14 protein-coding genes are annotated in these 13,440 nt (G+C 58.2%); 7 read left to right on the top strand and 7 right to left on the bottom strand.

Going from position 1 to position 13,440, the window contains the following annotated elements; genetic code table 11:
- Positions 1-105 precede the first annotated feature (105 nt).
- The 3 genes from ACIPF8_RS06695 to ACIPF8_RS06685 form a co-directional block, all read right to left on the bottom strand.
- Positions 106-378: a zf-TFIIB domain-containing protein gene (locus ACIPF8_RS06695; RefSeq protein WP_400418621.1), complete on the bottom strand. Its 273-nt coding sequence runs from the start codon at positions 376-378 to the stop codon at positions 106-108.
- Positions 379-452: 74 nt separating this feature from the next.
- Positions 453-1,139, bottom strand: coding sequence for a Bax inhibitor-1/YccA family protein (locus tag ACIPF8_RS06690; protein ID WP_400418618.1), 687 nt, complete (start codon positions 1,137-1,139; stop codon positions 453-455).
- A 17-nt stretch (positions 1,140-1,156) separates the two neighbouring features.
- Positions 1,157-1,510, bottom strand: a complete 354-nt coding sequence (locus ACIPF8_RS06685) for an HPF/RaiA family ribosome-associated protein (RefSeq protein ID WP_400418615.1) — start codon at positions 1,508-1,510, stop codon at positions 1,157-1,159.
- Between the two features lie 98 nt (positions 1,511-1,608).
- Here ACIPF8_RS06685 and nhaR point away from each other — a divergent pair, with 98 nt between their 5' ends.
- Positions 1,609-2,529 carry a transcriptional activator NhaR gene (gene nhaR / locus ACIPF8_RS06680; protein ID WP_400418612.1) on the top strand — a complete coding sequence of 307 codons (921 nt, stop codon included), beginning with the start codon at positions 1,609-1,611 and terminating at the stop codon, positions 2,527-2,529.
- A gap of 12 nt (positions 2,530-2,541) precedes the next feature.
- Here the strand turns inward: nhaR and ACIPF8_RS06675 are convergent, their stop codons facing one another.
- Positions 2,542-3,558, bottom strand: coding sequence for an AraC family transcriptional regulator (locus ACIPF8_RS06675; protein WP_400418609.1), 1,017 nt, complete (start codon positions 3,556-3,558; stop codon positions 2,542-2,544).
- 166 nt (positions 3,559-3,724) lie between these two features.
- On the opposite strand from ACIPF8_RS06675, the gene ACIPF8_RS06670 reads away from it, so the two are divergent.
- On the top strand, positions 3,725-5,401 hold the full coding sequence (locus tag ACIPF8_RS06670; protein WP_400418607.1) for an AMP-binding protein: 1,677 nt from the start codon (positions 3,725-3,727) through the stop codon (positions 5,399-5,401).
- Between the two features lie 25 nt (positions 5,402-5,426).
- Positions 5,427-6,194, top strand: a complete 768-nt coding sequence (locus ACIPF8_RS06665) for an SDR family NAD(P)-dependent oxidoreductase (protein ID WP_400418604.1) — start codon at positions 5,427-5,429, stop codon at positions 6,192-6,194.
- Between the two features lie 73 nt (positions 6,195-6,267).
- Here the strand turns inward: ACIPF8_RS06665 and ACIPF8_RS06660 are convergent, their stop codons facing one another.
- On the bottom strand, positions 6,268-6,726 hold the full coding sequence (locus ACIPF8_RS06660) for a thioredoxin family protein (RefSeq protein WP_400418601.1): 459 nt from the start codon (positions 6,724-6,726) through the stop codon (positions 6,268-6,270).
- 243 nt (positions 6,727-6,969) lie between these two features.
- Between ACIPF8_RS06660 and ACIPF8_RS06655 the strand changes: the two genes are divergently transcribed.
- Both ACIPF8_RS06655 and lolD read left to right on the top strand, forming a co-directional pair.
- Positions 6,970-8,235, top strand: a complete 1,266-nt coding sequence (locus ACIPF8_RS06655) for a lipoprotein-releasing ABC transporter permease subunit (RefSeq protein ID WP_400418599.1) — start codon at positions 6,970-6,972, stop codon at positions 8,233-8,235.
- Complete coding sequence (lolD, locus tag ACIPF8_RS06650) at positions 8,228-8,938, top strand: lipoprotein-releasing ABC transporter ATP-binding protein LolD (RefSeq protein WP_061532728.1); 711 nt, start codon at positions 8,228-8,230, stop codon at positions 8,936-8,938. Before ACIPF8_RS06655 ends, lolD begins: the two co-directional genes overlap by 8 nt.
- Before the next feature lie 40 nt (positions 8,939-8,978).
- Here the strand turns inward: lolD and ACIPF8_RS06645 are convergent, their stop codons facing one another.
- Together ACIPF8_RS06645 and bamE are read right to left on the bottom strand one after the other, a co-directional pair.
- Positions 8,979-9,872, bottom strand: coding sequence for a YihY/virulence factor BrkB family protein (locus ACIPF8_RS06645; RefSeq protein ID WP_400418596.1), 894 nt, complete (start codon positions 9,870-9,872; stop codon positions 8,979-8,981).
- A gap of 34 nt (positions 9,873-9,906) precedes the next feature.
- Positions 9,907-10,404: an outer membrane protein assembly factor BamE gene (bamE, locus tag ACIPF8_RS06640; RefSeq protein ID WP_400418594.1), complete on the bottom strand. Its 498-nt coding sequence runs from the start codon at positions 10,402-10,404 to the stop codon at positions 9,907-9,909.
- A 175-nt stretch (positions 10,405-10,579) separates the two neighbouring features.
- Between bamE and rpsO the strand changes: the two genes are divergently transcribed.
- Together rpsO and pnp are read left to right on the top strand one after the other, a co-directional pair.
- A complete protein-coding gene (rpsO, locus tag ACIPF8_RS06635) occupies positions 10,580-10,849 on the top strand; it encodes a 30S ribosomal protein S15 (protein WP_014007042.1) in 270 nt (89 codons plus the stop codon).
- Between the two features lie 371 nt (positions 10,850-11,220).
- A complete protein-coding gene (gene pnp, locus ACIPF8_RS06630) occupies positions 11,221-13,356 on the top strand; it encodes a polyribonucleotide nucleotidyltransferase (RefSeq protein WP_400418590.1) in 2,136 nt (711 codons plus the stop codon).
- Positions 13,357-13,440 lie beyond the last annotated feature (84 nt).

The following is a 13,440-nucleotide window of genomic DNA, read 5'->3' as shown; positions in this document are numbered from 1 at the left end:
AGTAGTTAAAAGCAGTTAAGGGGCAGGACTTTGCAGCCGCAACGCGGCGCATCGTCCTGTCCCTTTTTTCAATTAAATGCGGTTTTCTTTCGGAATGCTGCGCCGTCAGTCAAACAGCTCCTGCCAGAAACTTTCCTTCTTCTTCGGCCGGCGATAATCGTCGTGATGCGATCCCTGCTGGCTCGACCGATACTCGGGCTGATGCCGCGCTGGCGCCGGCGGCTGTGTGCGCGCCAGTTCTTGCGTTGACAACTGGATGATCTTGTCCAGTTCGCCGCGATCCAGCCAGACGCCGCGACAGCCGGGGCAATAGTCGATTTCGACGCTCTGACGCTCGCTCATGACGAGTTCCTTGTCTTTACATACGGGGCAATACATAGTCGTTCTCCAAAATATTGAATTGATGGCACGAGATAAATGCCTGGCGTGGTCCGCACGCACAGGCACCGTGCTTAATCCTTGTTAGCAAATCCGAGTAACTGCAGCAGGCTGGTGAACAGGTTGAAGATCGACACGAACAGGCTGACGGTCGCCATCACATAATTGGTTTCGCCGCCGCGCACGATATTGTTGGTTTCGAACAGGATCATGCCCGACATCAGCAGCACGAACACCGCGGATACGGTCAGCGACAGCGCAGGAATGCTGAAGAAGATCGCCGCCAGTCCAGCCACGAAAGCTACCAGCACACCAACCGTCAGCATGCCGCCCATGAACGACAGATCACGTTTGGTGACCAGCGCATAAGCCGACATGCCCAGGAAAATCACTGCGGTGCCGGCCAAGGCCATGGCCACCGTGAGGCCGCCGTTCGGCATGCTCAGGTATTGGCTGACGATCGGCCCCAGGGTGTAGCCCATGAAGCCGGTCAGCGCGAATACCATGCCCACACCGAGGCCGCGGTCACGGTACTTGGTCACCAAAAACAGCAAGCCGAAGTAGCCGGCCAAGGTGATGATGATTCCCGGGCTTGGCAGGCCCAGGGCGACCGAGGCGCCGGCGACGATGGCGCTGAAGCCGAGGCACAGCGACAGCAGCAGATAAGTGTTGCGCAAGACCTTGCGTGCAGCACCGTCCATTACCGTGGAGGTCGAATACCTGGCGCTGCTGCTTCTCAATGTATTGAAGCGGTTGTTCATGATGTCCTTTCTTAAAATTAGATAAGTGAAGTTTCAGTGATCGGCACCGTGTACTTCGTATGTCGCACCGCTTTCGCCTTCGACAACAGGCGGTCAGTCGCCTGCGCGGCGCGATGCGCGGCCTGGTCGACCATGCTGGCGATATCTCTGCCTTTTTCCGTGACGACCACAGGCGGCAGGCCCGGCAGCGTCAAATGGATCTGGCAGTGTTTGTCGACGCCGCCCTTCGGACCGTTCTGATCGCTGATGCGAACCTTCACTGCCTGGATGCCGTATTGCTTCCTGCCGAACGCCAGGGAAAGGCGACGGCTAACGTACTCGCGCAATCTGCGGCTGAGTTTTACGCCATTTGCAACGATGGTAGGTTTCATCTTTGGCTCCAATTCGTTTTAGGAGTAATCATCATATAGTCGCGACATAACTTTAAAAAGCGAAGATAATCGAACAATTACTTCGGAAAAACAGAACAATGAAAACATCAGGATTGAATTTTCGACATCTGCATTATTTCTGGGTGGTCGCCAAGGAAGGCAGCGTCACGCGTGCTGCCGAGCGCCTGGGTTTGGCGGTGCAGACCGTCAGCACGCAAATTTCCCTGTTGGAGCAATCGATAGGCAAGGCGCTGCTGGCGCCGCAAGGACGGCGGCTGGTGCTGACCGAGGCGGGGCGCCTGGCCCTGGGTTACGCGGATCAGATTTTCCTGTTGGGCGAACAGATGCAGGACGCATTGGCCGCCACCGAAGATGAACGCACGATGCGGCTGGCGGTCGGCATTTCTGATTCATTACCGAAACTGATTTCTTCGCGCCTGTTGGAAGCCGCACTGCGCCTGCCGCAGCGCGTAAAACTGGTGTGCTTTGAAGACAAGTTCGAATCGCTGCTGGGCGACCTGACGCTGCACAAACTGGATGTCGTGCTGACCGATCGGCCTGCGCCTTCCGGCACGGCGCTGCGCGTCTTCAGCCATTTACTGGGAGAAAGCGATATCGCACTGTTCGGCAGCAAGGAACTGGCCAAGCGTTATCGGCCGACATTTCCGAGCAGCCTGAGCGGTGCGCCGGTGTTGCTACCGACCCGCAACAACCTGATCCGCGGACGCATCGACCACTGGTTCGAAGCGCGCGACCTGCGGCCGGACGTGGTTGGAGAATTCGATGACAATGCACTGCTGAACACCTTTGGCCGCAACGGCCTGGGCTTGTTCCCGGCGCCGTCCGCGCTCGCCGCTGACGTCGAGGAGCAGTTCGGCGCAGTCCTTATCGGCCAGCTGGATCAGGTACACGAGCAGTTCTATGCGGTGTCGAATGAACGCAAGATCAAGCATCCAGCGGTTGAAGCGATCTTGTCGGCGATACACGGCAGGGTGTTTACGCAGACCAGGCGCAAATGAATGCGGCCGAAATTATTCCAGTGCAGACAAAGTACGCCGATGCTCGCCCGGACTGTTCCCGGTCCATTTTTTGAACGCGCGATGGAAGGCGCTCGGATCGGCGAAGCCGAGGCTGATCGCGATGTCCTCGATGCTGCGGGTGGAGCCGCTCAGGTAGTTGATTGCCAGGTCGCGCCGCAGGTTGTCCTTGATCGCCTGGTAAGACTGTCCTTCCTGGCTGAGTTTGCGGCGCAGCGTTGACGCCGGGGTTTGCAGTTCTCGCGACAAGCTGTCGAAATCCGACCATTCGGTCAGCGGCACTTGCCGCAGGTGGCGCCGGATGGTAGCGGCCAGGCTGTCGTGATTGCTGTATTTGACCAGCAGGTTGCCGGGGGCTTCGCGCAGGAAGGTTTGCAGCGAGCGCTGGTTTTGCACGATCGGCAGCGCCAGGCTGGCGGCGTCGAAGGTAATGCTGGTGTGATCCTGGCCGAAACGCGCCTGGTCGCAAAAACGGATCTTGTAGTCGAGGCTGGATTGTGGCTCGTTGCTGCGAAAATCCGCCGACAGCAACTGTATGCGGCGGCCGATCAGCCAGCTGCCGACGCCGTGCACGAGCATCAGGAAAGTGGCGTATGTGAACATGCGGCGCGGGGCGCCGGCTTCGTTGATCGTGATGCGCGCCAGACCATCTTGCTGCGACAACGTCGCCGAGATGTCGTCCAGCACCAGTCGCAGGAAATCCAGCACGCGCTCCAGCGCCTTGCCAAGGTTGGCGCTGTGCAGGGCGCCGCGACACAGCAGGTTGAAGCTGCCGACCCGCATCGGATGCGTATCCATGCCGAAGAATTCGTCATCCATCGCATGGGCGATCAGATACCACAGGTGGCCGTAATTGACGGCAGCGACGCGAGCATGCGGCGCCGCCAGAAGGCGCGGCGAAATCCCGGCCTGCAGCAGCAGTACGTCGGTATCCATGCCGCGCTGGCGCATGCTCTGCAGCGCTTCGTCGACAAGGCTGACTGCAATCGTGCCTTTCTCCCAATCTTCCATAAATCCGTCTAGAAAAATGTGTTGCAATTCCGATCAAATTCAATGATCGCTTTTAACATGGCTCCGATGCGGCAAATACCCTAGACTGGGACCTGCCGCACACATTTCTCATAACAACATAAAAAGAGCCACCAGGCCTGCCATTTTAGGTTAGAGGAGAACATTCATGTCATCTGGTTTGCCAGCGGGCGTTACAGCCGCGTCCCATGCTTCCCCGGATTATGCGCAGTTTTATGCGGATTTCAACATCGACAGCGTTGCCGCCGAATTGGTCGGCAACCTGCAAACCGGCGTCAATGCCTGCGTCGAATGCTGCGACCGGCATGCCACACCGGGCCGTGTCGCCCTGGTGTGGGAAGGCAAGGATGGCCGCAGCGCCACCTATACTTTCGAGCAGCTCAAGGAGCTGTCTGGCCGTTTTGCCAATTTCCTCAAAGCACAGGGCGTGCAACCGGGCGACCGGATTGCCGGGCTGCTGCCGCGCACGCCGGAACTGCTGATCGTGATCCTCGGCACCTGGCGTGCTGGCGCAGTGTACCAGCCGCTGTTCACGGCATTCGGTTCGAAATCGATCGAATACCGGGTCGCGGCCAGCGCTGCCAAGCTGATCGTCACCGATCCGGATAATCGTCACAAGCTGCAGGATGTGCCGGATTGTCCGCCGACCATGACTGTCGCCGGCGCCGCTGAACTTGCTGCCGGCGATTTCAATTTCTGGAACGAGATGGATCGGCAGTCGACCGAGTTCGCACCGGTCATGCGGCAGGCGGATGACGCCTTCATCATGCTGTTCACTTCCGGCACGACCGGCCCGGCCAAGGGCGTTGCGGTGCCGCTCAGGGCGATGCTGTCGTTCTATGTCTACACGCGTTATGCGGTCGATCTGCGCCCGGAAGACAAATTCTGGAACATCGCCGATCCGGGCTGGGCTTATGGTCTGTACTACTGCGTGACCGGGCCACTGATGATGGGGCACGCCATCACCTTCTACGAAGGCTCGTTCACGGTGGAGAGCACCTACCGGATCATCAAGAAGTACGGCATCACCAACCTGACCGGTTCGCCGACCGCCTACCGCATGCTGATCGCCGCCGGCGCAGAGGCGGCGGCGCCGGTCAAAGGCCAACTGCGCGCGGTCAGCAGCGCTGGCGAACCCTTGAATCCGGAAGTGATCCGGTGGTTCCGCGAACATCTGGACACGCTGATCAACGACCACTACGGCCAGACCGAAACCGGCATGGTGCTGTGTAATCACCACGGCTTGCAGCATGCGGTGCACATGGGCTCGGCCGGCCTTGCGATGCCGGGTTACCGGCTGGCGGTGATCGACGACGATGAGAATGAGCTGGGTGTCGGCCAACCGGGCGTGCTGGCGGTGGACCGTCCACGTTCGCCCATCTACTGGTTCCAGGGATACTGGCAGCAGGACAACAGCCGCGACCAGAGCACCTACTACGTCACCGGCGATACGGTGGAACTGAACCAGGACGGCAGCATCAGTTTTATCGGTCGCGGCGACGATATCATTACATCGTCCGGCTACCGCATCGGTCCCTTCGACGTGGAAAGTGCGCTGCTGGAGCATCCGGCAGTCGTCGAGGCAGCGGTGGTCGGCAAACCGGATCCTGAGCGCACGGAACTGGTGAAGGCCTTCGTTGTGCTTAGCCAGGATTACGCGCCGAGTGCCGAACTGACGGAAGAATTGCAGCAATACGTCAAGCGTCGCCTGGCTGCACATTCCTATCCACGCGAAATCGAATTTTTGACAGAATTACCGAAAACCCCTAGCGGAAAACTGCAGCGCTTCATTTTGCGCAACCAGGAAATCGCTAAAACCAAATGATGGAAAATCGTAGAGAAGAGAAAATATGCAAATTGAAAACAATGTATTCCTGATCAGCGGCGGCGGCTCCGGTCTTGGTGCGGCAACTGCCGCCATGTTGGTGGCGGCCGGCGGCAAGGTGGTGATCGCGGATGTGAACAAGGAAGCCGGCGCTGCGCTGGCAACGCAGTTGGGCGCCAATGCGCGCTTTGTCGCCACCGATGTGTGCAGCGAAGCCAGCGCCACGGAAGCCGTCAATACTGCAGTCACGGTGTTCGGCGGCTTGCATGGATTGATCAATTGCGCTGGCGTGGCGCCGGCCAAGCGCATCGTCGGCAAGGAAGGTCCACACGGGCTGGAAGACTTTACTCGCGTGGTGCAGATCAACCTGATCGGCACGTTCAACATGATGCGCCTGGCTGCCGATGCCATGAGCAAAGGCGAGCCGAATGCGGATGGCGAGCGTGGCGTGGTCATCAACACCGCATCGGTGGCGGCGTTCGACGGCCAGATCGGCCAGGCTGCGTATGCTTCCTCCAAAGGCGGGGTAGTGGCCCTGACACTGCCGGCGGCGCGCGAACTGGCGCGTCATGGCATTCGCGTGATGACGATTGCGCCCGGCATCATGGAGACGCCGATGTTGATGGGAATGCCGGAGGAAGTCCAGGATGCACTGGGAAAAATGGTGCCGTTCCCGTCGCGCCTGGGCAAGCCAGCCGAATTTGCAGCTTTGGCGCGGACTATCATCGAGACTGCTTACCTGAACGGCGAAGTGATTCGCCTCGACGGCGCGATTCGGATGGCGCCAAAGTAATTCGCTAATTCGGGCAGTAGAAGGGTGTTGCAGCAGGCCGGCGGATTGCCGGCCTGCTGCGTTCAGGGATACGTTATTTAGGGGTAGTGACGACCTTGCTGAAGAAATCGTAGATGCCGTTCTCGCCCATGTGGCGCGCATCCGCCAGTTCGCCGGCCTTGGTCGAGTACAGGATCTTGTTGTCCGCGCCGAGCACGACGGCGGCCGGGATACCCTTCTTGATCGGGTTGCCGTAGGACTGGGCAACATCGAGATTCTTGTCGAAATTGCCGACATCGACCTTGACCAGCACGAATTTGCCGTTGATCAGCGGCGCGCTGCTACCGTGCAGCGCCTTGTCCAGTTCGCGGCAATCCGGGCACCAGTTGGCGCCGAATACCAGCAGCACTTGCTTGTGGCTGGTCTTGGCCTGGCTGAGCGCCTGCTGCAGGTCGACCTTGGCGTCGGCCTTTTCGTCGTAGGGAAGATTGGCGGCAACCACAGCTTGTGCGAACAGCAGCCCCAGGCAAAGCGCAAAAAGTTTTCTCATCATGTCAGCCTCAAATAGATTTCATACCGGTCCAATCGGCTCCAGCGCCGATTGCGACAGCTTGACTGAGAGTATATTTCGTTTTGGCAATGAATGATGCCGGCTGGCCGATTTTCGGCCCAGGCGGGATTGAACGTTCCCGTCTTGTTTCGATCAGAGTAGCGCGTCAGATAGTCGAATTGCTGGAAAGCGCCGTGAAATTTGCCAAATTATGGCAAACTGCGGGCTGATTTCGGGAGCCATGCATTGAGCATCATAAAAAATTTACCGTTTGAGTGGCTGGTCGGCATTCGCTATACCCGTGCGGGCAAGCGTAGCGGCCGTAACAGCTTTATTTCCTTCATCTCGCTGATTTCGATGGCCGGCATCGCCCTTGGCGTGGCGGCGCTGATCGTGGTGCTGTCGGTGATGAACGGCTTCCAGAAGGATGTGCGCGACCGCATGCTGTCGGTGCTGGCGCATATCGAAGTGTTCGACGCTTCCGGTTCGATGCCGAACTGGGAAGAGGTCGCCAAGGAAGCATTCAAGAACAAGGAAGTGATTGGCGCGGCGCCGTATGTCGATGCCCAGGCCATGCTGGTGCGCGATGGCGTGTTGCGCGGCGTGGCGATACGCGGCGTGCTGCCGTCGGAGGAACCGAAGGTGTCGGACGTGGCGAGCAAGGTCAAGCAAGGTAGCTTCAACGATCTTAAGCCTGGCGAATTCAATATTGTCTTGGGCATCGAGCTGGCGCATGCGTTGAGCGTCGGTGTCGGCGACAAGGTGACGCTGATGGCGGCGCAAGGCCAGGTAACGCCGGCCGGCGTGATTCCGCGTTTGCGGCAATTCAATGTGGTCGGCATTTTCGAGGCTGGCCATTTCGAATACGATTCGACGCTGGCTTTCATCCAGATGGACGATGCGGAAAAGATGTTCCGCCAGGATTCGCCGTCAGGTGTCCGCCTGAAGATTACCGATATGTTGCAGGCGCCGCAGGTGGTGCAGCAACTGGCGACAACCCTGCCTCCCAATTTGTATCTGCGCGACTGGACCCAGCAGAACAGCAACTGGTTCGCCGCCGTCAAGACTGAAAAGCGCATGATGTTCATCATCCTGACGCTGATCATTGCGGTGGCCGCGTTTAATCTGGTGTCGACGCTGGTGATGACGGTGACCGACAAGCAGGCCGACATCGCCATCCTGCGTACGCTGGGCGCATCGCCGGGATCGATCATGAAGATTTTCATGATCCAGGGCGCGCTGGTGGGGCTGATCGGCACCGCCATCGGGATTGGCCTCGGTGTGCTGGTGGCGCTGAATATCGACGTCATCGTGCCGTTCATCGAACGCATGTTGCATGTGCAGTTCTTGCCGAAGAGCGTCTACGTGATTACCGAATTGCCGTCAGACCTGCGCTGGCCGGATGTCTGGACCATCGGCGGCGTCGCCGTGGTGCTGGCTTTCCTGGCGACCCTGTATCCGAGCTGGTGGGCTGCCCGGGTGAAACCTGCTGAGGCTTTGCGCTATGAGTAATACCAACAATCAAACAAACAATGAAATCGTCCTGTCCTGCCGCAATCTGGGTAAGACGTTTACCCAGGGCAGTTATTCGGTCAAGGTGTTGAGCGGCATCGATATCGATGTCGCCAAGGGCGAGCAGGTGGCAATCGTCGGCGCGTCCGGATCGGGCAAGTCAACCTTGCTGCATCTGCTCGGCGGGCTGGATACGCCGACCACCGGCAATGTCAGCCTGCTCGGCAAGGACTTTACAACCCTGGGTGAAAAGGCGCGTGGCGACTTGCGCAATACCGCATTGGGTTTCGTTTATCAGTTCCATCACCTGCTGCCGGAATTCTCGGCGCTCGACAACGTCGCGATGCCGTTGATGATCCGCCGCCTCAAGCGCGCCGATGCGCAGGAGCAGGCGCGCACGATCCTGGCGCGGGTCAAGCTGGCGGAACGGGTTATCCACGTGCCGGGCGAATTGTCCGGCGGCGAACGCCAACGGGTTGCTCTGGCGCGGGCGCTGGTCACCAAGCCGGCTTGCGTGCTGGCCGACGAGCCAACCGGCAACCTGGACCGGGCGACTGCGCAATTGACTTTCGACCTGATGCTGGAGTTGTCGCAGACCTTAGGCACGGCTTTCGTGATCGTGACCCACGACATCGAACTGGCGCGCCGCTGCGGCCGCATCCTGCGCCTCTCGGAGCGCGGGCTGGAGCCGTATCAGGACTAAATGAAGGGTAAGGCGGGTGTTAGTGCCCACCAAGAGGAAATCAGGAAGCCGGCGTCGTCAGATTGCCGGCTTCTTTGTTTTGCAGGCTGCCGAAAAACAGCGCGTACTGGCGCGTGAATTGCGCGCCGAAAAAGAAAATCTGCGCCGAATAGTAAATCCACAGTAGCAGTGCAATCACCGAACCGGCGGCGCCATAGCTTGAGGCGACGCCGCTGTTGCCGAGGTAGATGCCGATCACGTATTTGCCCAGCACGAACAGGGCGGCGGTGCCGATCGAGCCGATCCAGACATCGCGCCACGGCAACTTGGTCTGCGGCAGCATCTTGTAGATCGAGGCAAACAGGCTGGCGATCACGGCAAACGCAAACAGCTGCGACAGCGGCGAGAAAATCGTCGTGACGCTGATCCACGTGCCGCCCAGGTACTTGGCCAGCAACGCCAACGCCGCGCTCACCACCAGCGAGGTCAGCAGCAGGAAGGCCAGCACCAGGATCAGTCCGAACGACAGCAGGCGCGTCCGTATCAGCGACATGATGCCGGACTGGCGGGTACGTTCGACGTACCAGATCTCGTCCAGGCTATCTTTCAGTTCGGAAAACACGGTAGTGGCGCCGACCAGCAGCACAACCACGGCGATCAGCGCGGCCACCGGCCCGGACTGGTTCTTGTGGGCGGCGGCCAGCAGCAGCTGGATGGCGTCGGCGCCGGTCGGCCCGATCAGGCCGGACAACTGGCCGAAAATTTCCCCGCGCGCTGCCTGTTCACCGAATACCGCACCGGCAATCGCAATCACCAGTATCAGCATCGGCGCCATCGAGAACAGTGTGTAGAAGGCGAGCGCCGCGCCTTTGCTGCCGGAGCGCTGCTTGAACCATTCGTTCAGGGTGCCGGCCAGCATGGCCTGGACGCGTTGGCGTTCGGGGAATTTGATCATGTATGGCGCTTTCTGTCAGGGATGCCTGCCGTCTTTACCTGCCGAACCGGCTATGTTCAAAGCGCGGATCCGGCCCGTTTTCCAGCTTGCGTACAATGCCGCTGTCATCGAAATACACCGTCATCTCCGAATTCCAGACGCCGGCTTCCTTGTAGGCGTAGTTCCAGCCGTTCAGCTTGACCCGGTCGTAGTAGATGGTTTCGAAAGGCTTGCCTATGGTGCGCAGCACATCGGCCTGGTTGAACTGACCGACCTTGATGGTGGCGAATTTCTCCAGGGTCAACACTTGCTCATAGGAGATTAGTGTATGGTCAGGACCGATTCTCGCCATATACGTCACCTGGCCGAATGGGCCGCGTGCATATTCCAATAATACATCATTGCCGTCTTGATAAGTCGAGGTGGGTTTGCCAAGGCGTGCCAGCACCTGTGTTTCGGGTTCGCCAGGGTTGACTGGCGGCGCCATCAGCGCGGCGCAGCCGGTGAGCGCCAGCAGCAGGCCAGCCAGCGGGATGGAAAAAAAGTGTTTCATGGCAATATCCCTAAAAGAATGTTGTTGGCGTCACGCTAAGTATTTGAATCGGCAGGAGATTTGCTATATACTGCGCGTCTGGTCAGATTCGACCGGATTTATTAATCGTTGTTCACGGTGCATAAGGTTCAGGGCTGTTGCCCCTACTCTGTACACCGCTTGTGAAAGGTAAAGCATGACTATCGAAAAAACAGCTAAGGCCGCTATTATCACTGATAATGCGCGCGGTCAAAACGACACCGGCTCCCCAGAAGTGCAAGTTGCGCTGCTGACAGCCCGTATCAACGACCTGAACGGCCACTTCAAAGCCCACGCCAAGGATCACCATTCCCGCCGCGGCCTGATCATGATGGTTAACCGTCGTAAGAGCCTGCTGTCCTACCTCAAAGGTAAAGACCTGAACCGTTACCGTTCGCTGATCGAAAAACTCGGCCTGCGTAAGTAATCGTCAGTGCGCGACTCGTCGTCGGCCCCGGTTATTTTCTGCGACATCCTGTTTCGATATTTCGTGACGATGTCCTTGGTCCGTCGATAAGTTGAAAAAAATGCCTGTATCAGTCTCTGATGCGGGCATTTTTGCTTTTGGCAGCAGCTTTTTTGTAGCTTATCTGCACAAGTTTCAAGAAGTAAGAAGTTGGTACTAAGCAAGGAGACGGCAATTCATTGGCGGTAGCCAGCGATGAATCGTCTGTGGTGAGGTGAACGACAGCCCCTGAAAATCTGTCGGCAAATAAACGATTGCGGGAAGAGTTTAAGAGTTGCAAGCGTCAGCTTGCAGCGAATTACTCTGTCCCCAACTGATGAGAAGGATATATCGTGTTTAATAAAGTTACTAAGACATTCCAGTACGGACAACATCAAGTCACACTGGAAACTGGCGAGATCGCTCGTCAAGCCTCCGGCGCAGTGCTGGTATCGATCGAAGATACCGTTGTGCTGGCTACCGTTGTGGCACGCAAAGATGCCAAGCCAGGTCAGGATTTTTTCCCATTGACCGTTGATTACGTTGAAAAGACCTACGCTGCTGGCCGTATCCCAGGCGGTTTCTTCAAGCGCGAAGGCCGTCCTTCCGAAAAAGAAACCCTGACATCGCGCCTGATCGATCGTCCGATCCGTCCGCTGTTCCCAGAAGGTTACCTGAATGAAGTGCAAGTCATCATTCACGTTCTGTCGGTCAATCCAGAAATCGATCCAGACATCGCTGCAATGATCGGCGCTTCGGCTGCCCTGTCGGTTGCCGGCATTCCTTTCGCTGGCCCAGTTGGCGCCGCACGCGTTGGTTATATCGACGGTCAATACGTATTGAACCCAACTACATCGCAATTGACCAAGTCCGAGATGGACCTGGTGGTTGCCGGTACTGAAACCGCCGTGCTGATGGTGGAATCGGAAGCCAAGCAATTGTCTGAAGAAATCATGCTGGGCGCGGTTGTATTCGGCCACGAGCAATCGAAGGCTGTTATCGACGCGATCCATGAGTTGGTCCGTGACGGCGGCAAGCCTGAAGTGGAATGGAGCCCAGCGCCGAAGAATGACGCGCTGATCGCTCGCGTTGCGCATTTCGGTGAAGCCAAGCTGCGCGCAGCTTACCAAATCAAAGACAAGCAAGCCCGTACTGCCAAGCTGAAAGACGCTACCGCTGAAGTCAACGCGGATTTGGCTGCAGAAGCTGCATCGATCGGCGCAACAGCGCCGGATTCGGCAGAAGTCAGCGGCATCCTGTTTGACCTGGAAGCCAAGATCGTCCGTTCGCAGATCCTCGAAGGCGAGCCACGTATCGACGGCCGCGACACACGCACCGTGCGTCCGATCACGATCCGTACCGGCGTGCTGCCGCGTACCCACGGTTCGGCACTGTTCACTCGTGGCGAAACCCAAGCGCTGGTAGTTGCCACGCTGGGCACTGCACGCGACGAACAAAAGATCGACGCGCTGATGGGCGAGTACTCGGACCGCTTCATGCTGCATTACAACATGCCTCCGTTCGCTACCGGCGAAACCGGCCGCGTTGGTACGCCAAAGCGCCGCGAAATCGGTCACGGCCGTCTGGCCAAGCGTGCTCTGCAAGCAGCCTTGCCGGCACCGGAAGATTTCAGCTACTCGGTGCGCCTGGTATCGGAAATCACCGAATCCAACGGTTCCTCGTCGATGGCTTCGGTCTGCGGCGGCTGCCTGGCGTTGATGGATGCCGGCGTGCCGATGCAAGCCCACGTGGCTGGTATCGCCATGGGCCTGATCAAGGATGGCAGCAAGTTCGCCGTCCTGACAGATATCCTGGGCGACGAAGATCACCTGGGCGACATGGACTTCAAGGTAGCTGGTACAGCTAACGGTATCACTGCATTGCAGATGGATATCAAGATCCAGGGCATCACCAAGGAAATCATGCAAGTCGCTTTGGGGCAAGCTAAAGAAGGCCGTATCCATATCCTCGGCAAGATGCAAGAAGCCGTACCGCACGGTAAAACCGAGCTGTCCGATTTCGCTCCGCGCCTGATCACCATCAAGATCAATCCGGAAAAAATCCGTGACGTAATCGGCAAGGGCGGCGCCGTGATTCGCGCGCTGACCGAAGAAACCGGTACCCAGATCGACATCAGCGACGAAGGCGTGGTCACCATCGCTTCAGTCGACGCTGCTGCCGGCCAGGAAGCCAAGCGCCGTATCGAAGAACTGACTGCTTCGGTTGAAGTAGGCAAGGTCTACGAAGGCACCGTACTGAAGCTGCTGGACTTCGGCGCAATCGTACAAGTATTGCCGGGCAAAGACGGTCTGCTGCACATCAGCCAGATCGCCAATGAGCGCGTCAATGCCGTTGCCGACTACCTGAAAGAAGGCCAGCAAGTACGCGTCAAGGTTCTCGAAACCGACGACCGCGGCCGTCTGAAACTGTCGATGAAGGCAGCGCAGGCTGACGAAGGCGGCGAAGCTGCTCCGGTAGCTGCACAGTAATTCAGCTGCAAGAAAAAGCCCGGGATGCAGATGCATCCCGGGCTTTTTTACGTTTACCCACAGTAAAGACGACGCCGCTGGCTT

It is taken from the genome of Collimonas sp. NPDC087041, assembly GCF_044745265.1.
In the GTDB taxonomy this organism is placed as follows: domain Bacteria; phylum Pseudomonadota; class Gammaproteobacteria; order Burkholderiales; family Burkholderiaceae_D; genus Collimonas.
This window is presented reverse-complemented; position numbering and strand designations above follow the sequence as displayed.